The organism is Crenobacter caeni, from assembly GCF_010435965.1.
GTDB lineage: Bacteria > Pseudomonadota > Gammaproteobacteria > Burkholderiales > Chromobacteriaceae > Craterilacuibacter > Craterilacuibacter caeni.
The window spans coordinates 57,285-74,660 of the sequence record NZ_JAAGAA010000004.1; the positions used below are offsets into that span (position 1 = coordinate 57,285).

Consider the following 17,376-nt stretch of genomic DNA (forward strand, 5'->3'; position numbering starts at 1 on the left):
CGAGGCGCCAGTATAGCGCCCGCCTGTCTTCAGGGCAGGGCGTCCAGCGCGCGCTTGAGGGTCTCGGCGTCGGTCAGGCCGGCGAACAGGCGTTCGCCGACCAGCAGCACCGGCGTCGAGAAGAGCTGCAACTGGTCGGCGAGTGCCTGGTTGGCGGCAAGCGCCTGCGTGGCACGCGGCTCGCCCGACAGCGCGCGCGTGGTGCCGGTGTCGGCGGCGACACGGGCGAGGGTGGCCGGACCTAGCGGGCCGCTTGCCTGCATCAGCGCGTGGTGCACCGCCCAGTAGCGCGCGGGGCTTATCTGCCAGACGGCGAGCGCGTAGCGCGCGGCCGGTGCCGAGCTGTCGTCGATCAGCGCGAGCGGCTTGAAGGCGAAGCGCACGGCGGGGCGTTCGCGCGCGACGCGCTCGAGCACCTCGTCGAGCTTCTGGCAGTACGGGCAGTTTAAATCGGTGAAGTAGATGACGGTCTTCGCCGCGCGTGCGGGGCCGAGCGCGGGGTCGGCCGGGTTCGCGTAGACGGCGGCGGGGCGGCTTGAGGCGAGCGCGTGCAGGCGCTCGCGGTGGCGCTGCCGGTTACGCTCGGCGAGCGCCTCGAGGTCGGGCAGGGTGCGGGCGGCGCCCAGCAAAGGCATCAGCCCGAGCCCCGCCAGCAGGGTGCGTCGTTTCATCTTGCAGCTTTCAGCGGGGGGCGAGCTTCCAGTAAAGACCGTGCGCTCGCCCCCTTGCAAGCATGGCTCAGTGCGCGTCGTCGACCGCGTCTTCGCGGCCGGGCAGCAGCAGGTTCATCGCCAGCGCGATCAGCGCGCTGACGGTGATGCCCGAGCCGAACACCTCGCGCACGTAGGCGGGCAGCTTGCCCAAGAGTTCGGGGCGCACGGTGACCGCCATCCCGCAGCCGATGGCCACCGCGATGATCACGCCGTTGCGGCGGCTGCCCTTGACCTTGCCCAGCATCTCGATGCCGGCGACGATGATCATCGCGAACATCATCAGCCCCGCGCCGCCCAATACCGGCAGCGGGATGGTGACGATCAGCGCGCCGAACACCGGGAACAGGCCGGCGCCGACCAGCAGCGCGCCTGCGAGCGCCACCACGTAGCGGCTGGCGACGCCGGTGAGCGACACCACGCCGATGTTCTGCGCGAACGAGGAGAACGGCGTGGTCGACATCAGCGCGGCGAGCGCCGAACCCAGGCCGTCGCACAGGATGCCGCCGGCCATCTGCTTGCCGTCTACGCGGGTCTGCGTCGCCTGCCCCAGCGCGAGGAAGTTGCCGGTCGACTCGACGATGGTCACGAGGTAAGCGATCGACATGCCGATGATGCCCGAAATCGGGAAGCTCATGCCGAAGTGCAGCGGCTGCGGCAGCGCGAACCACGCCGCGTCCTGCACCGGCTTGAAGTCGATCTTGCCGAGCATCAGGCAGAGCAGGTAGCCCACCACCATGCCGATCACGATGGCGGCGGCGGAGACGATGCCGCGGCCGAACTGCACCAGGCACACCACCAGTACCAGCACGAAGCCGGCGATCGCCAGATGGTCGGGGCGCGCGTAGTCGGGCGAACCGACCTGGCCGCCGGCAAACCAGTCGACCGCGACCGGGATCAGCGACAGGCCGATCATCGACACCACGGTGCCGGTGACCACCGGCGGGAACAGCTTGCGGATCTGCGGCATGAAGAAACTGCCGATGATCATCACCAGCGAGGCGACCAGGGACGAGCCGAGGATGCCGGCGACGCCGTGCTCGAAGCCGATCGCGATGGCGGCCGCGACGAAGGTGAAGCTGGTACCCATCACGCAGGGCAGGCGGATGCCGACCGGACCCGCGCCGCGGCACTGCACGATGGTGACCGCGCCGGAGACCATCAGCGCAGCGTTGACGAGGGCGACCACGTCGGCGGTGGGCAGGCCGAGCACGCCGCCGACCACCAGCGGCACGGCGATGATGCCGCCCAGCGCAGCGAGCAGGTGCTGTGCGGCGAGCAGGAGCGAGGTGGGCAGGGGCGGGCGGTCTTCGACCCGGTACAGCAGCTGTTCCATGGGGGCTTTCGTCGGTAGTTGAGAGTGCTTGCGCGCTAAAGTCGCGCATCATTCGCGAAGGCTGCCGCCGCGTCAATGATGTCTTGATTTGATCTGAAAACACCCGGTGTCGCGCGCCGGCGCTCGTGTTGTGACAAATGCATTTAATGACGATATCCTGTCTGTTTCGATTTCGATCCAAGGAAGTCAGCGATGGAACAGTTCGACAACGTCAGCGTCGCCAAGCGCGCCAATGTCTATTTCGACGGCAAATGCGTGAGCCACACCGTCACTCTGGCCGACGGCACCCGCAAGTCGGTCGGCGTGATCCTGCCGTCCACCCTGATCTTTAGCACCGGCGCGCCGGAAGTGATGGAAGTGTTGCAGGGCCAGTGCAAGGTGACGCTCGCGGGCGAGGCGGAGGCGCGCGCGTACGGTGCCGGCGACAAGTTCGAGGTGCCGGGGCAGAGCAGCTTCACCATCGAAGTGGCCGACACCGTGCACTACGTCTGCCATTTCGGCTGAGGAAGCGGTCGCGTGCGATAGCGGATTTGTCATTTTTTTGCAAGGATAAGCGCGTGCGGCTAATATTCGGCGCATGAAAATTGCCGTCGCCGCCTCGCGCTCCTGCTGTACCGCCGTCGCACCCGGCGCGGCTTCCTTGGTGGCGAGCCCATGAAGGTTGCCACCCACGTCGCCGCCGGCGCCTTTTCGGGTGTCGCCACCGCGTTCTATTTCAAGGCGGACTGGTTGCCGGCGCTGCTCCTGATGGCGGGCGGTATGGTCGGCGCCTTGCTGCCGGACATCGACCACCCGTCAAGCTGGCTTGGCCGGCGCCTGACGCTGATCTCGCGGCCGATCGCGTGGCTGTTCGGCCACCGTGGCGTCACCCACAGCCTGCTGGGGCTTGCCGGCGTCTGCTACGCGGCGTTCAGCACGCTGACCCATCCCGAACTCGGCCTGTGGCTGCCGTGGCTGTTCGGCCTGTGCGTCGGCTACGCCTCGCATATCGCCGGCGACTGGCTGACGCCGGCCGGCGTGCCGCTTTTGTGGCCGGTGCGCCACCATTTCGCGGCGCCCCTGCCGGTGTTCAACGGCAAGTTTGCCGAGAACCTGATGATGACCGGGCTGTGGTTCGGCGCCGGCTACCTGATGGCGCGCTCGGGCCATGTCCCGTTCTGACGGCGTAGCCGCCTTGCCTTATCATTGCCGCGCATGAGCCAACGCATAGCCCCGATTCCGGTGCGCGACGGGATCGCGCCCAGCTTCCTGCATCTGCCCGCCGGCGACTGGGAGAGCCTGTTCGCCTTCCTGCTCGCGCGCTTCCCGCACGTGGGCGAGGAGGCGTGGCGCGCGCGCCTGGCAAGTGGCGACGTGTACGACCACGAAGGCCGGCCGCATTCGCTCGCGAGTCCGTACCCGGCCAACCGCCGCATCTGGTACTACCGCGACGTGCCGCGCGAGACGCCGATCCCGTTCGACGCGCCCATCCTCTACCACGACGAGCGGCTGGTGGTCGCCGACAAGCCGCACTTCTTGGCCAGCGTGCCGGGCGGGCGCCATGTGCACGAGACGCTGCTGACCCGGCTCAGGCTGGCGCTGGCCTGCCCGAAGCTGACGGCGATCCACCGGCTCGACCGCGAGACCGCCGGCGTGATCCTCTACTGTGCCGACGCCGATTGCCGCGGCGGCTACCAGACGATGTTCCAGGACCGCGCGGTGGTGAAGGAGTACGAGGCGATCGGCCGCTACGACCCGGCGCTTGCCTTGCCGCTGATGCGCGAGAGCCGGCTCATCGAAGAGGCAGACAGCTTCCGCATGCAGGAGGTGGCCGGCGCGCCCAACAGCGTCACCCGCGTCGAGCTGATCGAGCGGCGCGGCGCCTACGCGCGCTACCGGCTGACGCCCGACACCGGCAAGAAGCACCAGCTGCGCGCGCATCTCTCCGCGCTGGGGATCGGCATCGTCGACGACCCGTGGTACCCCGAGCTGTTGCCGGACAAGGCCGCCGACGACTTCTCGCGGCCCTTGCGCCTGCTCGCGCGTTCGATCGCGTTCACCGACCCGTTCGACGGCAGCTACCGCGTCTACCAGAGCCAACGCACGCTCGCGTGGCCGGACGACGCATGAGCCGGGTGCGCTTCTTCCGCGAGGGCGAGGCCGCGCCGTTTGCCGCGTGCGACGCGTTGCCGGGCACGCTTCTCTTGGACCTCGCGCGCCTGGAAGACATCCCGCTGCACTGGCGCTGCGGGCAGGGTACCTGTGGCACCTGCCTGGTTCGCCTCGTGCACGCGGGGCAGCCGGGCGAATTCTCGCCGGGTAACCGTGAGCGCAACGTGCTGACGCGCTTCGGGCGCGCGCCGTGTGCCGGAAAAGTATGGCCGGATACGGCCGAAACCTGGCGGCTCGCCTGCCACGTCGAGGTGGGGGAAGCCGACCTCGACGTGTGGCTACCGGTGTGAAGGGGCTTATTCCTCGCCGTAGTCGGCGCGGCGCTTGCCGTCGACGCTGATCAGCCGGTCGAGGCGGATTTCGCCGCCGTCGTCGAGCACGGCGAATTCCTGTGCGTCGCGGGTGACGAGGTCGGTGATGCGTGCCAGCGTCTCGAATTCGCGGCCGGCGTCGTCGTGGTAGTGGATCGCGCAGCGCTTGCGCGACAGGCAGGTCAGTTCAAGTTCGCTGTAGTAGTCGCAGGCGACCGGGCGGTAGGTGCTGCTCATGGTACTTTCCTGAAAAACGGGACTTTTACAGCATAGGGGGCGAGCCCTTGTCTCGCCCGCCACCATTAGGGGAAAACACGATGATTGAAAAAGCAGGCGTCGACCTGTCCTTGCTGGATCTGGACGAACTGCGCGCGCTCGCGCGGGATCTGGGCGACGAGATCGCCCGCCAGCAGGACGAGGCCGAGCGCGAGGCGCGGCTGCAGATCCGCGCGCTCGCCGAACGCTGCGGCCTGAGCGCCGAGGACTTCGCCGCCGCGCCCGACGCGCCGAAGTACCACAGCGGCACCAGCCCCGACTTTACCTGGAGCGGCCGCGGGCGCAAGCCCGAGTGGGTGCTGCGCCACCTGGCCGCCGGCGGTGTGCTGGACGACCTGCTGATCGAGCGCTAGGCGCGCGAGAGCGCCTTTTCGATGAAGCGGCGCGGCACCTGCGTTTTGGGGACGCGCACGTCGAACCAGCGGCGCACGTCCCAGTCGAGGCCGATGCCGTGCATGTAGTTGTACAGCGCCTTGGAGAGCGCGCGGCCCATCGCCGCGTGGTCGGTGCCGGTCGGGTCGGTGAAGCCGACGTCGTTCTGCGCGAAGCCGGCGAACGGCAGCGGCTGGAGCGTGATGCCGTATTCGGCGGGCTGTTTGCCGACCGGCGAGTGGATGGTGCACGCGAAGCGGTGGAAGTAGCCGGACTGGATGCAGCCCGCCTCGAAGAGCTGGCGAACGTACTCGAGCGCGTCGACGCTGTCCTGCACGGTCTGCGTCGGGAAGCCGTACATCAGGTAGGCGTGCACCAGGATGCCCGCTTCGGTGAAGTCGCGGGTGACGCGGGCGACCTGTTCGACCGACACGCCTTTTTTCATCAGCTTGAGCAGGCGGTCGGATGCGACCTCCAGCCCGCCGGACACCGCGATGCAGCCGCTTTGCGCCAGCAGCCGGCACAGGCCGGCGTCGAACGACTTCTCGAAGCGGATATTGCCCCACCAGGTGATCGCCAGGCGGCGGCGGATCAGTTCTTCGGCCAGCGCGCGCAGCATCTTGGGCGGCGCCGCCTCGTCGACGAAGTGAAAGCCGGTCTGCCCGGTTTCTTCGACGATGCGTTCGATGCGGTCGGCCAGCAGCGACGCGTTGGCCGTCTCGTAGCGCGAGATGTAGTCGAGGCTCACGTCGCAGAAGCTGCACTTCTTCCAGTAGCAGCCGTGGGCGACGGTCAGCTTGTTCCAGCGCCCGTCCGACCACAGGCGGTGCATCGGGTTGAGCATGTCGATCAGGCTCAGGTAGTCGGCAATCGGCAGGCCGTCCCAGGTCGGCGTGCCGGTTTCGCTGAACGGCACGTCCGGCTCGGGGAAGTTCACGTAGCGCACGCGCTTGTCGTCGCGCAGGTAGGTGCGCACCAGCCGCTCGCGCGAACGCCCGCCTGAGAGGTGGTCCATCAGCGCGAGCAGCGGCCGCTCGCCGTCGTCGAGCGTCACGTAGTCGAAGTAGTCGAATACGCGCGGCTCGGATAGCGAGCGCAGCTCGGTGTTCACGTAGCCGCCGCCGAGCACGATCCTGGCCTGAGGGCGCAGGCGGCGCACGGTTTGCGCGATGCGGAACGCCGCGTACACCGAGCCGGGGAAGGGTACCGACAGCAGCACCACGTCGGGTGCGTGCGCCTTAAGCGTGGCTGCGACCAGCGCCTCGAGCGTCTCGTCGACCAGCGTCGGCGGTGCGGCAAGCGCCTGGGCGAGCGGGTCGAACGAGCCCTGGCTCAGCGCGAGGCTCTCGGCGTAGCGGACGAACTCGAAGCGGCTGTCGGCGGCGTCGCGCAGCACGTCGGCCAGGTCGTCCAGGTATAGCGTCGCGATATGGCGCGCGCGGTCGTAACTGCCCAGCTCGCCGAACGCCCAGGCCAGCGGGTCGGCGTCGGGCGCTTCAGGGTCGACGTAGGCGTCGATCGCGGCGAAGCGCGCGCCCTCGGGTAGCAGCGTGCGGCTGGCGATGCGGTGGGCGAGGGTCGAGTCGCGCCCCTGCAGGAAGCGGATCACCGGCGCGATGGTCGCCGCGTAGCCCTCGTACACGGCGAGAAAATGCTCGACCTGCGCGCTTCGGGCGCGCGCGGGGAGCCTCTGGGCTTGTTCGCGCAGGCGAGCCAGCCCGTCCGGGCTGAACAGTTGCAGCACCAGCGCGAGCGCGAGGTCCGTCTGGCGCGCGTCAAAGCCCTGTTCGCGCAGGAAGCCGGTCAGGTAGGCGGTCGACGGGTACGGGGTGTTCAGCTGCGTCATCGGCGGGATGATCGACAGGATACGGGCTGGGCGCATGGCGGGGCTCGGCTGCAGGTTTACAAAGCGGCGCGGCCCGCGAGGGCGGGCCGGCGCGGCAAGACTAAGTAAGTTTGGACAAGGGCGCAAGGGTGCGCTCGCGATAACAAGGAGAACAGGATGCAGAAAAGGGTTTTGCTGGCGACGGCGGTCTCGGTCGCGGTGCTGTACGCGGAGGCGGCGCTGTTGGGCGGCTACAGCAACTTGCAGGGGGTGAACCTGCTGCGTGCGCCGCTCGAGGCGTGCCAGGGCTTGGCGTTCAGCCTCGCGTTCGGGCTGGGTGTGCCGAACGGCCTTGCGCTGGCCATATCCGCCGCGCTGATGGTGCTGCCGCCGTGGCTGATCGCACGGCTGATCGTGCGCTGGCGCGGCTAAGCGTGACGGGGGCGCGGCCGGACTTGGCGTCCGGCCGTGTGCGGGCCTTGAATGGGGTACGCCACCCGCGGCGGGTTTAGCCGCGGCCCTGTTAGGCGTTGCTGCCGGTCGGCCCCGGGACGGCGTTCACCGGGGCGCTGCTGCACCACCTGGAGGCGGACGGACGGCATGGCAGGGAGCGTTGACATGTCCCGAACCCTCGTTATGGGCTTGTTGGGCCTGTGCAGCGCTTGGCGCATGGCGGCGGATGCCACGACAGCAACCGGCTCGCCGCCTGCGCATTGAATGGAGATGCGGGCATCGGGGGCTGACGCGCGGATCCGGCGTGCGATGGACGCTGCGCCCAAGGCGGTTGCCGATGCTGCAACCGTTGTCGCGATGGCGCCGGATGGCAAGAGGGTGACTTTGCGCAAGGGATCAAACGGGTTTACCTGCATGCCCGACAACCCCACGACGCCGGGGCCTGATCCCATGTGTATGGATGCTGTCGGCCTGGACTGGGCGATGGCCTGGATGAACCACAAGGCGCCTGCCAAGGGGCGGGTCGCCTTCATGAACATGCTGGCCGGCGGAACCGACGCCAGCAATACCGACCCTTACGCGAGCAAGCCGACGGCGGGCAAGCACTGGGTCAAGACCGGCCCCATGTAAGGGTGATCGGCGCGGATCAGGCCTGCTATCTGACGGAAGCCTTACGCGTACAACTCGGCCAGAGCGGCCGTTGGTGGTGCTAGTCCGATGCGGGAGCAATGCAGCAGTTAGCTGACGTAGCAGTAATCAGGCACTCGTACGGCAGCTTTCTAGTTAGGCTAAGCCTTGCAATATGTTGAGCGCTCCACCTTGAAAGCCACGGTATTGAGGGCGCGCAACACTATCTATGTATTGCATAAAGAATATTTCCTTAGGAATATACTTGCAGTACATCTCTGCTTTGTGTATCCAGCAGTGGAGCAGCTTGTCATTACGCTGCTTAAATTCAAGGTACAGGTGCGTGTCTGGTGTTTTCGCTATGTCCCATAGCCAGGTTCTTTTAGGCTTCCAGTCGGCCTTGAATTGACCTTTTTGCTCAGTGGGGACTAGAAAAAATCTTTTATTCCAGAACTCTTGGATGTCAACCACCCAGATCATTCGTTTATTGGATTGATTGAAATAAAAGTCTGTTCTATCTCTTACGTCACGTATATCGATAACGCTTCTTTGGATTTCAATAATCGTGTCATTGCTTCCGAGTATGTCGGCCCTATGTTCTCTTTGTTGACCCATAACAACTTCGCAGTGGGCCTCATCAACGAGCTCCTTCCAGCAAAGATGCCAGTCTGATTCAGATTCGTATCCTGGTGGTAGTTTTGGTTGCCCACCAATATATGCCCAAAACTGTCTAATGGCGCCTACATGCGCTTTAACATCAAGTCCTGTCCAAGGGCATTTTCCGATCTCTCCGCGACCTGCTGTCTCGGCTCGTTTTCGTTCGTTGTTATGGATGGCGATTAGCATCTTGCTTGGCCTAACGTTCGCCATAACCGGCGTGCAAAATCAGAGCGAAGCGGCGCTTTTGTACGTCCGAGTTGATGGTGTTATTAGGCTTCATCCAATTGCTGTTGCCTTGGTTATTGCTATCAATACAGCGATAGAAATGTAGAACCCCCAAACCGAAAACGATTTCATTGCTTGAAACTGAAGTTGCGAAATATTGCCCTTAGGCGCAACAGAATACAAATCTTCAGCGGTTAATGTTTTATTGTGCAACTTGGCAATGAAGTCGTTGTATGAGTTTCGAAAGCTTTTTTCCAGTGCCAAGTAGTAAGCGTCTAGGGCCGCAAAGACAATAGTCGGGAGCATCGCAATCCATGCATATTCCGGCTTTCCCTTGTCGGCAACGATAACGAGAACGGCCGAAACCAATGTGACGCACCAAGTTTTTGAAGCGGAGCTGTTATCAGCCATCCGTTGAATAATATTTTGAATGATAGAGAGATGGGTTTGTATAGAGGCTGACTCGCCATCAATTGCTGTACGCTGTTCCTCTACCATGTCACGATCTCTGTGCAATTGCTGAATTTATCCAGGAAGTCATATTTCTGGCAATTTCGTTATAAGTGTCATATGCTCCGGGGTCGTAACAACTCACTGCTGAAGACAATTTTCGTCCGTCTTCGAATGTGAATGTATCGAATGGGTTCTTTCCTTTTACGGTTGTTCCGTTTCGTGGGCAGCGAAGGTTATGTATATGGATGCCAAAAATTGCCTTGCCATCATTCCATGTTTTTTCGATCTCATACCTCACCCATGGTCGATTTGCCGTCTCTGCGCCAACAAGAACGATGACGCAGCGCTTGTATTTTAGGTTTTCATCAATCCATCGTTTGATAGACGAGTCACCGCCTCGTTTGACTTGTTCCCAGTCATTGGGCGACACAGGTTCATTCCCCTCAAGCGCACCAATATTCCTGATTTGTTGCACACGCATTACGTCATTCGCATAATGAAAACTAAAGAACACAGGTATTCGCGCCATTGATATCGCCTCCCGTTTCAATATTTCAGGTTCTCGATCCAAGTGCCGCCCTGGTTTGATTTTGGATCGAATACTGCGTACCCCGATTTTTTGGTTGTTTGGTTTGATGCATCTGTGATTTGACGGTATAGCTGAAGGTATTCATTACCGTGCCAGCGCCCGCTATCGTCTTCCGTAGGAATAATTAAAATATTTTCGTGCTTTTTGACTGCGTCTGCATATCCAATCTCCCATGGGCACCACCTCGAATCGGTGGAGTTTGCCGTGGCGAGAAACAAAAACCAATTCAGCTGACCAATCTTATTCTTAATATTCGATGCGGTATTCTTATCTGGTGACGCGGGCAACTCCTCGTCAAGCCAATCAATGTATAGATTCCATCCATTTTCATTCAGTAGGTTCTGCAATCCGTTCACCAAAGCTTTATCTTTGTGGCTATGGCAAAGGAAGGCTGTTTGGTGACTCTTGGAGAGCGCCTCATTCAATGATTTTGCAATAACAACACGTGGCGTTCTGGTCGCCGCGCTTCTTAAGTCTCGTTGTTTGATTGCCATATTTCCTCCGTTGATGGGGTGTCGCTCTGGAAAAGCCTAACGTGAAATATACACCTTTGCAGGTGTATATTTGGTTTGTCTATGCGTATAACCAGGTATGATATGCGAATTTCTATTTTTTTTACAAGCCATTGGGGCTTTGTTGCACAACTCCCTCTTGCTGACCTTGTCGGGTAGCATCCGAGTATGAGCAAACCCGCACCGGCCCGCTACAGGACGACCAACTGGGCCAAGTATGATGCCGCGCTCAAGGCGCGCGGTTCCCTTCTGATCTGGCTGGACACCAACTTGCAATGGCAGGCCGAACCTTCCGGCAAGCCCGGCCGCTCTGCAACCTTCAGCGATGCAGCCATCCAGTTCTGCCTGTCCATCAAATGCCTGTTTGGCTTGGCGCTGAGGCAGACCATCGGCTTGGTCGAAAGCCTGATCAAACTGGCAGGTCTGGACTGGCAAGTGCCGAATTTCAGTACGCTCAGCCGTCGCCAGCACTCGATCGCCGTCAAAATCCCGGCTCAGAAACACGGGCGAGGGCTTCAGTTGCTGATCGACAGCACGGGTATCCAGTTTCTCGGAGAGGGTGAGTGGAAGCGCAAGAAGCACGGTGCCGAATACCGGCGACAGTGGCGCAAGGTGCATCTGGGGATCGATGCAGGCACGTTGGAGATCTGCGCGATCGAAGTGACCGGCAACGGTGTGGGTGACGCCCCGATATTGCCAGAGTTGCTCAAGCAGATTCCGCCTGACGAGCCGATTGCGAGCGTCAGCACTGACGGCGCGTACGATACCAAAGCCTGCCACGCGGCCATTGCCGCGCGCAACGCCGAAGCCATCATCCCGGTTCGCAAGAATGGCCGACCGTGGAAGGAAGATGGCGCAGGCGCCAGGGAGCGGAACGAAATTCTACGTGCTACCCGCAGGCTGGGCTCGACGATCTGGAAACGTTGGAGTGGCTACCACCGGCGTAGCCTGGTCGAAACAAAGATGCACTGCTTTAAACGGCTGGGTGAGCGCGTCATGGCGCGGACGTTTGAACGTCAGGTAGCAGAGTTACAAATTCGTGCGGCACTACTCAACCGTTTCACGCAGTTGGGTCGGCCGGTTACGGTACGCGTGGGGTAACTGCGTCTGGGGAAAGGGGAGCCTAGCCTTCAGCCGATTTGTGCAACAAAGCCAGCCATTGGGGTTGCCAATGCCTGAAAGTACACAGCCAGATGGGACTGCCGCGCCACGCTTGCTCGATGTGTTGCGCGAGACGCTGCGAGTCAGGCATGACAGCCTGCGCACCGGGCAGCAATACGTTAATTGGGTACGGCGCTTTTTGCGCTTTCACCATCCTCGGCAACCTCGCGAGATGGGCGCTGCAGGGGTCAGTCGCTTTCTCACCCATCTGGTCGTTGAAGGCCAGGTGTCTGCCTTCACGCAAATCAAGCATTGTCTGCGCTTCTGTTCCGCTAGCGTGATGGGCTAATGCTGAACTTGCCCTGGCTAGATGAGGTTGGGCGCTTACGCTAAACCACCAAAAACGCAGTGTTTACATGGCGCCTGGCGGCTCGCTCGCCTGAATATGTGTCATGAGGGTATCAGTCGCGATGCGGGGGTTTTCATGGCTGCGTTTCACCTAAGGGCAAGGCCGGGCTGGTCGGGGGACGTGCGGGGCGCCCGTCAATCCTTGCGCAGCAATCGGGCGAGCGCGTACGCGAGCAGCAGCCATAGCGCGGCCCATACCAGCGCGGCCGCGGCGTAGCCTGCCGGGCCCGGCGACGCCCAGCCGCCCGGCTTGGCGCCGGCGAACAGCGGCACCCCGAGCAGCGAGAGCGCCAGCAGCGGCAGATAGAGGCTGGCGCCGGCCACGCCGGCCAATGGCTCCAGCGCGGGCCAGTACAGCACGGCGGCGAGCAGCGCTGCGTGGGCGGCAAAGAACAGCAGGAACAGGCGTAGGGTCGGGGTCATGGCGCAACTTGCTAGGGCGGGCCGGTCCAGTCTACCCCGGCGCAGGGGCGCCTGCCCTCATGGCATCGCCCGTCCATTTGAAGGGCGAGGGTGTCCGCCGGGTCAACCTCGGCACGCAGACCGCCGACGGCTTCTACCTGCAGCGTGGGTTCCGGGTGATCCACACCCTGGTGCCTGGCTTGCGCTGGCGGCGCGCGGCTAACGGGCGCACCGTCTGGCACGACCTGGTCATCATGCGCAAGGACCTCTGAGCCGCCTGCCGCGCGCTTGCCTGCTTCGCGTCCGCCGGCCATACCGAAGAGGTTTGGACGGGCGGGAGACGAAGATGGGCAGGAAACTGGCGCTGTTTTTTGACGGAACCTGGAACAAGCCGGGCAAGGACGCGCGCACCGAGGCGGTGGAAACCTCGGTGCGGCGGCTGTATGAAGCGACGCCGAACACGCCGGCGCAGACCACCTGGTACGACTCGGGCGTCGGCACCGGCCGGCTGCTAGACAAGCTGCTGGGCGGCGCGTTCGGCGTCGGGCTGGACGGCAATATCTGCGAGGGCTACCGCCAGTTGTGCGCGAGCTGGCGTGAAGATGACGAGCTGTTCCTGTTCGGCTTCTCGCGCGGCGCGTATACCGCCAGGTCGCTCGCCGGCATGCTCAATAAGTGCGGGCTGCTCATGGCGCCCGACCACGCGCTGATCGACAAGGCGTACGCCTTCTACCGCGACACCACGATGAAGCCCGCAGGCCCCGAAGCGCGGGCGTTCCGTGCCGCGCATTCGCGCGAGATCCGCATCCGCTGCATCGCGGTGTGGGACACCGTCGGCGCGCTCGGCATTCCGCTGGACGTGATGGACACCTTCAACCTCAAACGGCACGCCTTCCACGACACCGAGCTGTCGTCCATCGTCGAGCATGCCTACCACGCATGCGCGATCGACGAGGCGCGCGACATCTACGACGTCGCGTTGTGGACGCATAAGCCGCGCGCGGGCCAGGTGGTCGAGCAGCGCTGGTTTCCCGGCGCGCACGCCGACGTCGGCGGCGGCTACCGCGAGCGGGACTTGAGCTACGGGCCGCTGCGCTGGCTCGCGGGCAAGGTGCAGGCGCTGGGGCTCGCGTTTGACGCGAGCCTGCAACTGGGCGTGCCGCCGCAGGACGCGGTGGACGGGCAGTTGCACAACGAACTGGATAACCCGCTGTTCGACCTGGTGTGCCGCATGCAACCCAGACGGCTGGGCCTCGGCCAGTTCGGCGTCGACAGCAACCAGAGCCTGTCCGACGAGGCGCTGGCGCGCTACCGGCAGCGCGCCGACTACCGGCCGTGCAACTGGCCGGTGGGCACTGGCTGAGGGCGAGCGTCTTCTTTGTCTGCTTGCCGGCCATGAGTATGCACATGGGGTAAAATGCCGTTGTTTAGAATGGCTATTGGCAGAGTGGACGATGATCCTGAAGGAAAAGGTGGCTATTGCCGCCGAAGACTGGAAGCAGAAGGCGGGTGACGAGGCGGAGCGGGAAATGGCGTTTTACCTGCGCCGTTATTTCGCGGACGACCCGCACGTATTGGTATTGCACGATGTCCGGCTCGAACTCGACGGCGACGCCGCGCAGATGGACCATGTGCTGATCCACAAGGCCGGGCTGACGGTTGTCGAGAGCAAGAGCGTCGCCGGCAAGGTACAGATGCAGGCCGACTGCCAGTGGCTGCGCTGGTATCAGGACCGCTCGAGCGGGATGGCGTCCCCGCTGGTGCAGGCGAGCCTGCAGTGTGAATTCCTGCGCAAATACCTGCGCAAGTTTGCACGCCAGCCCGAGGTGATCGACGCGTTGGCCATCGACTATCTGGTCGCGATTTCCAGTCGTGGCGTATTCCTACCGCCCAAGGGGCAGACGGTGGGTGCCGTGTGCAAGGCCGAACTGGTCGGCGAGCGTGTGCGCGCGCAGCTCTCGGCCAGCCCAGAGCTTTTCCCTGCGCCGTTCCGCCAGGTATTGGGCGACTATATGTGCAGGATGCACACGCCGCGGCAGCCCCAGCCCTCGTCATCGCCGGTCAGCCCTGTTGAGGCTGAGTCCAGGCCCGCTGCGCCCGAACCCGCGCGTGGTGATTTTGCCGTCGCACTCTCCGCGCCAACGGCCCAGTCCAAGGCACCGCAAGCTGCCGCGCCGCTGCGCCACCTCGAATATGTCGGCGACCGGCTGGCACCCATGGGGCTGCTCGGTTCGGTGCTGGGGGCAAAGGCTTACCGCAAGGTGTACGCGACCCTGTGCCGCAAGTGCGCGTCGCAACAGCTCGAATTTCGCCACGGCAAATACGGCTACTACCTGCGTTGCCTCGACTGCGGCGAGAATACCGCGCTCAAGCTCGATTGCAGGCAGTGCGGCCGCCAGACCAAGCTGCGCAAGGACGACCAGTTCTTGTTTGTCGAGTGCGCGGCTTGCAAGCTCTCGGAAGTGGTCCACCGCAACGATCGACCGCTGCCGCAACTGGTGGACTGAACCCCGGCTCTTAAGGGCGGGCGCCGGCGCTGGGCAGCTCGCGATTCTCCAATCTGCTTGACTAAAAATTGGGCAGCACGCGCAAGGCAGGCTGGGCAAGGGTTGCAGGGGTGGCCGGTGCCGTGGCGGCCGGGTTTTCAACAGAAACTGTGTATATCAGCCAGGACTGGATTTTGACGGGCACGGCCCCGCGTGGGCGGGGCCGTGGTTCAAGCCGGCGTGCCGTGCGGGTACAGGCAGGCGGCCTGCGCGGCGGCGGCGCGCTCGACGGCGGCCGCTTCGTGCGCGGCAAGCGGACGGTCGTCGATATGGTGCGGGTCGTCGAAGTCCATCGTCTGTCCGGTGATGCCCTCGACCACGCCCAGCGTCGCGATCGGCAGGTAGGGCAGGCTGTAGCCGCCTTCCTGCAGGCAGACGAGGCGCCCCTGGCACAGCGTGCCGGCGACTTGGGCGAGGGTGGCGGCGAGCCGGCGGTAGCCCGTCCGCGTCAGCCGCATCCGTCCCAGCGGGTCGTAGGCGTTGGCGTCCTGCCCGGCCGAGACGATGATCAGCTCGGGCGCGAAGCGCTCGAGCGCCGGGACCACCACCTGCTCGAACGCGCGCGCGTACGCGGCGTAGCCGCTGCCAGCGGGCAAGGGCACGTTGACGTTGCGGCCCAGTCCTTCGCCGCTGCCGCATTCCTGTTCGCTGCCGCCCTCCAGCGGGTAGTTGCCTTCCTCGTGCAGCGAGACGAACAGCACGCTCGGGTCGCTGTAAAACACGTCTTGGGTGCCGTTGCCGTGGTGGACGTCCCAGTCGACGATCGCGACCCGGGCAAGCCCGTGTACCGCCTGCGCGTGGCGCGCGGCGACGGCCGCGTTGTTGTAGTAGCAGTAGCCCATCGCGTAGTCGGGGCCTGCGTGGTGGCCGGACGGTCGGATCAGCGCGTACACGTTGCGCACGCGCCCCTCGAGCGCCGCGTCGACGGCCGCGCACGCGGCGCCGGCGGCGGCGCGCGCCACCTGCTCGGTCGCGCGGTTGCCGCGTGCGTCCTCGCCCAGCTTGACGCCGTCTTCCTCGGCTGCCGCGCAGCGGGCCGCCAGGGTCTGCAGGTAGGCCGGCGCATGCACGCGCAGCAGCGCCGCGTCGGTGGCCGGCGTGTACGCGATGGGGCGCAGGCGCGCGCTCATGCCGGTCGCGTCGAGCAGCGCCTTGCTGTAGGTCAGCCTAAGCGGGGTGTCGAATTCCTCGCCGGCGTCGGCCACGCCCGCGCTGCCACGGTAGGTCTGCCTGCCCGCGTTGTGCTTAAGGAAAAACTCGTCGTAGATCAGTCCGGTCTGTGTCTGCATGAGGTCTCTGCTCCCTTATTTGCCGGTCTTGAAGCGCTGCCACAGCCGGGTCTGCAGGCGCAGCGTGGCCGGGTCGAACGGTTTTTGCACCCAGAAGGTCTGCATCCGTTTGGCGTCCGGGAAGATCATCGGGTCGCCGGTCAAATCCTTGCTCATCAGCTTGACGGCCTGCGCGTTGGGGCTCGGGTACATCACCGCGTTGCTGATGTTCGCGACGACGTCCGGGCGCAGGATGTAGTTGATGAACTTGTGCGCGTTCTCGACGTTCTTCGCGTCCTTGGGGATGGCCATGCTGTCGAACCACAAGGGCGCGCCCGCCTCGGGCAGGGTGTAGGCGATGTTGTGGCCGGTCTTGTTTTCGCGTGCGCGCAGCTTGGCGACCAGCACCGCGCCCGAGTAGCCGGTCGACACGCAGACTTCGCCGTTGGAGAGCTCGTTCATCACCGGCGTCGCGATCATGCGGCGGATGTACGGGCGCACCTTCTTCAGCACGGCCGCCGCGTCTTCGTAGTCCTTGGGGTTGGTCGAGTTCGGGTCGCGGCCCAGATAGCGCAGCGCCATCGGGAACATCACGCTGCCGGCGTCGTTGTAGGCGACGCCGCATTTTTGCAGCTTGGCGACGACCTCGGGCTTGAACAGCAGGTCATAAGTGTTGGCGGGCAACTGGCCGCCGAGCGCCTTCTTTACCTTGTCGACGTTGTAGCCGATCGCCGTGGTGCCCCACATATACGGCACGCTGTACTGCATGTCGGGGTCGACCGCGTCGACTTTGGGGCGGAAGGCCGGGTCGAGGTTCTTCAGGTTGGGCAGCTTCTGCTTGTCGATCTTCCGGTAAACGCCGCTCTCGATCTGGCGGGCGAGGAAGTCGTTGGACGGGAAGACCAGGTCGTAGCCGCTGTTGCCGGCCAACATCTTGGTCTGCAGCACCTCGTTGCTGTCGTAGACGTCGAGCCTGACCTTCACGCCGGACTCCTTCTCGAAGTTGGCGATGGTGTCCGGCGCGAAATACTCGCCCCAGTTGTAGATGTTGAGCTGGCCGGCGGCGTGGGGCGACAGCGGCAGGCAGGTGGTGAGGCAGACGGCGACGGTAGTGCGGAGTCCCATGGCGGCGCATCCTTTGCGGTCAAGAG

Annotated in this window: 23 protein-coding genes; 12 read left to right on the forward strand and 11 right to left on the reverse strand. The window is 64.0% G+C overall.

The window, feature by feature from the left end; translation table 11 throughout:
* Positions 1–29: 29 nt before the first annotated feature.
* On the reverse strand, positions 30–671 hold the full coding sequence (locus GZH52_RS05605) for a DsbA family protein (protein ID WP_163315508.1): 642 nt from the start codon (positions 669–671) through the stop codon (positions 30–32).
* Positions 672–738: 67 nt separating this feature from the next.
* Complete coding sequence (locus GZH52_RS05610) at positions 739–2,046, reverse strand: nucleobase:cation symporter-2 family protein (protein ID WP_163315509.1); 1,308 nt, start codon at positions 2,044–2,046, stop codon at positions 739–741.
* A 192-nt stretch (positions 2,047–2,238) separates the two neighbouring features.
* Between GZH52_RS05610 and ppnP the strand changes: the two genes are divergently transcribed.
* From ppnP to GZH52_RS05630, 4 genes are all read left to right on the forward strand, one after another.
* Entirely contained in the window at positions 2,239–2,550 is a 312-nt protein-coding gene (gene ppnP / locus GZH52_RS05615) for a pyrimidine/purine nucleoside phosphorylase (RefSeq protein ID WP_136551171.1), read from the forward strand.
* 150 nt (positions 2,551–2,700) lie between these two features.
* On the forward strand, positions 2,701–3,207 hold the full coding sequence (locus tag GZH52_RS05620) for a metal-dependent hydrolase (protein WP_136551170.1): 507 nt from the start codon (positions 2,701–2,703) through the stop codon (positions 3,205–3,207).
* Positions 3,208–3,240: 33 nt separating this feature from the next.
* Positions 3,241–4,155 carry a pseudouridine synthase gene (locus tag GZH52_RS05625; RefSeq protein ID WP_163315510.1) on the forward strand — a complete coding sequence of 305 codons (915 nt, stop codon included), beginning with the start codon at positions 3,241–3,243 and terminating at the stop codon, positions 4,153–4,155.
* Entirely contained in the window at positions 4,152–4,487 is a 336-nt protein-coding gene (locus GZH52_RS05630; protein WP_163315511.1) for a 2Fe-2S iron-sulfur cluster-binding protein, read from the forward strand. Before GZH52_RS05625 ends, GZH52_RS05630 begins: the two co-directional genes overlap by 4 nt.
* A 6-nt stretch (positions 4,488–4,493) precedes the next feature.
* On the opposite strand, the gene GZH52_RS05635 is transcribed toward GZH52_RS05630, so the two are convergent.
* The gene (locus tag GZH52_RS05635) at positions 4,494–4,745 is read right to left on the reverse strand and encodes a hypothetical protein (RefSeq protein ID WP_163315512.1); all 252 of its coding nucleotides are present in this window, start codon (positions 4,743–4,745) and stop codon (positions 4,494–4,496) included.
* A gap of 80 nt (positions 4,746–4,825) precedes the next feature.
* Between GZH52_RS05635 and GZH52_RS05640 the strand changes: the two genes are divergently transcribed.
* Positions 4,826–5,137, forward strand: coding sequence for an H-NS histone family protein (locus tag GZH52_RS05640; RefSeq protein ID WP_163315513.1), 312 nt, complete (start codon positions 4,826–4,828; stop codon positions 5,135–5,137).
* On the opposite strand, the gene GZH52_RS05645 is transcribed toward GZH52_RS05640, so the two are convergent.
* Positions 5,134–7,038: a B12-binding domain-containing radical SAM protein gene (locus GZH52_RS05645; protein WP_163315514.1), complete on the reverse strand. Its 1,905-nt coding sequence runs from the start codon at positions 7,036–7,038 to the stop codon at positions 5,134–5,136. The two genes, GZH52_RS05640 and GZH52_RS05645, sit on opposite strands and share 4 nt — an antisense overlap.
* 120 nt (positions 7,039–7,158) lie before the next feature.
* On the opposite strand from GZH52_RS05645, the gene GZH52_RS05650 reads away from it, so the two are divergent.
* Entirely contained in the window at positions 7,159–7,413 is a 255-nt protein-coding gene (locus GZH52_RS05650; RefSeq protein ID WP_163315515.1) for a hypothetical protein, read from the forward strand.
* Positions 7,414–7,884: 471 nt separating this feature from the next.
* Complete coding sequence (locus GZH52_RS16655) at positions 7,885–8,064, forward strand: hypothetical protein (protein WP_203525636.1); 180 nt, start codon at positions 7,885–7,887, stop codon at positions 8,062–8,064.
* A gap of 153 nt (positions 8,065–8,217) precedes the next feature.
* On the opposite strand, the gene GZH52_RS05660 is transcribed toward GZH52_RS16655, so the two are convergent.
* The 4 genes from GZH52_RS05660 to GZH52_RS05675 all read right to left on the reverse strand — a co-directional run bounded on the left by GZH52_RS05660 (position 8,218) and on the right by GZH52_RS05675 (position 10,482).
* Positions 8,218–8,907: a competence protein CoiA family protein gene (locus GZH52_RS05660; protein ID WP_163315516.1), complete on the reverse strand. Its 690-nt coding sequence runs from the start codon at positions 8,905–8,907 to the stop codon at positions 8,218–8,220.
* A 90-nt stretch (positions 8,908–8,997) separates the two neighbouring features.
* On the reverse strand, positions 8,998–9,444 hold the full coding sequence (locus tag GZH52_RS05665; protein WP_163315517.1) for a hypothetical protein: 447 nt from the start codon (positions 9,442–9,444) through the stop codon (positions 8,998–9,000).
* Position 9,445: 1 nt separating this feature from the next.
* Positions 9,446–9,928 carry a TIR domain-containing protein gene (locus GZH52_RS05670; RefSeq protein WP_163315518.1) on the reverse strand — a complete coding sequence of 161 codons (483 nt, stop codon included), beginning with the start codon at positions 9,926–9,928 and terminating at the stop codon, positions 9,446–9,448.
* 17 nt (positions 9,929–9,945) lie between these two features.
* Positions 9,946–10,482, reverse strand: coding sequence for a toll/interleukin-1 receptor domain-containing protein (locus GZH52_RS05675; RefSeq protein ID WP_163315519.1), 537 nt, complete (start codon positions 10,480–10,482; stop codon positions 9,946–9,948).
* A gap of 186 nt (positions 10,483–10,668) precedes the next feature.
* Between GZH52_RS05675 and GZH52_RS05680 the strand changes: the two genes are divergently transcribed.
* Positions 10,669–11,601 (forward strand): IS5 family transposase, encoded by a 933-nt coding sequence (locus tag GZH52_RS05680; protein WP_163315520.1) that lies wholly within the window; start codon positions 10,669–10,671, stop codon positions 11,599–11,601.
* Between the two features lie 70 nt (positions 11,602–11,671).
* Positions 11,672–11,950 (forward strand): site-specific integrase, encoded by a 279-nt coding sequence (locus tag GZH52_RS17110; protein ID WP_203525637.1) that lies wholly within the window; start codon positions 11,672–11,674, stop codon positions 11,948–11,950.
* A gap of 194 nt (positions 11,951–12,144) precedes the next feature.
* Here the strand turns inward: GZH52_RS17110 and GZH52_RS05690 are convergent, their stop codons facing one another.
* Positions 12,145–12,432, reverse strand: a complete 288-nt coding sequence (locus GZH52_RS05690; RefSeq protein WP_163315521.1) for a hypothetical protein — start codon at positions 12,430–12,432, stop codon at positions 12,145–12,147.
* 59 nt (positions 12,433–12,491) lie between these two features.
* Between GZH52_RS05690 and GZH52_RS05695 the strand changes: the two genes are divergently transcribed.
* From GZH52_RS05695 to GZH52_RS05705, 3 genes are all read left to right on the forward strand, one after another.
* On the forward strand, positions 12,492–12,683 hold the full coding sequence (locus tag GZH52_RS05695) for a GNAT family N-acetyltransferase (protein WP_163315522.1): 192 nt from the start codon (positions 12,492–12,494) through the stop codon (positions 12,681–12,683).
* Positions 12,684–12,757: 74 nt separating this feature from the next.
* Positions 12,758–13,774, forward strand: coding sequence for a T6SS phospholipase effector Tle1-like catalytic domain-containing protein (locus GZH52_RS05700; protein ID WP_163315523.1), 1,017 nt, complete (start codon positions 12,758–12,760; stop codon positions 13,772–13,774).
* Positions 13,775–13,865: 91 nt separating this feature from the next.
* A complete protein-coding gene (locus tag GZH52_RS05705; protein WP_163315524.1) occupies positions 13,866–14,918 on the forward strand; it encodes a nuclease-related domain-containing protein in 1,053 nt (350 codons plus the stop codon).
* 209 nt (positions 14,919–15,127) lie between these two features.
* On the opposite strand, the gene GZH52_RS05710 is transcribed toward GZH52_RS05705, so the two are convergent.
* Both GZH52_RS05710 and GZH52_RS05715 read right to left on the reverse strand, forming a co-directional pair.
* Complete coding sequence (locus GZH52_RS05710) at positions 15,128–16,246, reverse strand: arginase family protein (protein ID WP_163315525.1); 1,119 nt, start codon at positions 16,244–16,246, stop codon at positions 15,128–15,130.
* Between the two features lie 15 nt (positions 16,247–16,261).
* Positions 16,262–17,350 (reverse strand): polyamine ABC transporter substrate-binding protein, encoded by a 1,089-nt coding sequence (locus GZH52_RS05715; protein ID WP_163315526.1) that lies wholly within the window; start codon positions 17,348–17,350, stop codon positions 16,262–16,264.
* Positions 17,351–17,376: the final 26 nt, after the last annotated feature.

Bases quoted from the DNA above. Each gene is read 5' to 3' on its own strand.
- GZH52_RS05605 (WP_163315508.1), bottom strand. From the start codon at position 671: ATGAAACGACGCACCCTGCTGGCGGGGCTCGGGCTGATGCCTTTGCTG.
- GZH52_RS05610 (WP_163315509.1), bottom strand. From the start codon at position 2,046: ATGGAACAGCTGCTGTACCGGGTCGAAGACCGCCCGCCCCTGCCCACC.
- ppnP (WP_136551171.1), top strand. From the start codon at position 2,239: ATGGAACAGTTCGACAACGTCAGCGTCGCCAAGCGCGCCAATGTCTAT.
- GZH52_RS05620 (WP_136551170.1), top strand. From the start codon at position 2,701: ATGAAGGTTGCCACCCACGTCGCCGCCGGCGCCTTTTCGGGTGTCGCC.
- GZH52_RS05625 (WP_163315510.1), top strand. From the start codon at position 3,241: ATGAGCCAACGCATAGCCCCGATTCCGGTGCGCGACGGGATCGCGCCC.
- GZH52_RS05630 (WP_163315511.1), top strand. From the start codon at position 4,152: ATGAGCCGGGTGCGCTTCTTCCGCGAGGGCGAGGCCGCGCCGTTTGCC.
- GZH52_RS05635 (WP_163315512.1), bottom strand. From the start codon at position 4,745: ATGAGCAGCACCTACCGCCCGGTCGCCTGCGACTACTACAGCGAACTT.
- GZH52_RS05640 (WP_163315513.1), top strand. From the start codon at position 4,826: ATGATTGAAAAAGCAGGCGTCGACCTGTCCTTGCTGGATCTGGACGAA.
- GZH52_RS05645 (WP_163315514.1), bottom strand. From the start codon at position 7,038: ATGCGCCCAGCCCGTATCCTGTCGATCATCCCGCCGATGACGCAGCTG.
- GZH52_RS05650 (WP_163315515.1), top strand. From the start codon at position 7,159: ATGCAGAAAAGGGTTTTGCTGGCGACGGCGGTCTCGGTCGCGGTGCTG.
- GZH52_RS16655 (WP_203525636.1), top strand. From the start codon at position 7,885: ATGTGTATGGATGCTGTCGGCCTGGACTGGGCGATGGCCTGGATGAAC.
- GZH52_RS05660 (WP_163315516.1), bottom strand. From the start codon at position 8,907: ATGCTAATCGCCATCCATAACAACGAACGAAAACGAGCCGAGACAGCA.
- GZH52_RS05665 (WP_163315517.1), bottom strand. From the start codon at position 9,444: ATGGTAGAGGAACAGCGTACAGCAATTGATGGCGAGTCAGCCTCTATA.
- GZH52_RS05670 (WP_163315518.1), bottom strand. From the start codon at position 9,928: ATGGCGCGAATACCTGTGTTCTTTAGTTTTCATTATGCGAATGACGTA.
- GZH52_RS05675 (WP_163315519.1), bottom strand. From the start codon at position 10,482: ATGGCAATCAAACAACGAGACTTAAGAAGCGCGGCGACCAGAACGCCA.
- GZH52_RS05680 (WP_163315520.1), top strand. From the start codon at position 10,669: ATGAGCAAACCCGCACCGGCCCGCTACAGGACGACCAACTGGGCCAAG.
- GZH52_RS17110 (WP_203525637.1), top strand. From the start codon at position 11,672: ATGCCTGAAAGTACACAGCCAGATGGGACTGCCGCGCCACGCTTGCTC.
- GZH52_RS05690 (WP_163315521.1), bottom strand. From the start codon at position 12,432: ATGACCCCGACCCTACGCCTGTTCCTGCTGTTCTTTGCCGCCCACGCA.
- GZH52_RS05695 (WP_163315522.1), top strand. From the start codon at position 12,492: ATGGCATCGCCCGTCCATTTGAAGGGCGAGGGTGTCCGCCGGGTCAAC.
- GZH52_RS05700 (WP_163315523.1), top strand. From the start codon at position 12,758: ATGGGCAGGAAACTGGCGCTGTTTTTTGACGGAACCTGGAACAAGCCG.
- GZH52_RS05705 (WP_163315524.1), top strand. From the start codon at position 13,866: ATGATCCTGAAGGAAAAGGTGGCTATTGCCGCCGAAGACTGGAAGCAG.
- GZH52_RS05710 (WP_163315525.1), bottom strand. From the start codon at position 16,246: ATGCAGACACAGACCGGACTGATCTACGACGAGTTTTTCCTTAAGCAC.
- GZH52_RS05715 (WP_163315526.1), bottom strand. From the start codon at position 17,350: ATGGGACTCCGCACTACCGTCGCCGTCTGCCTCACCACCTGCCTGCCG.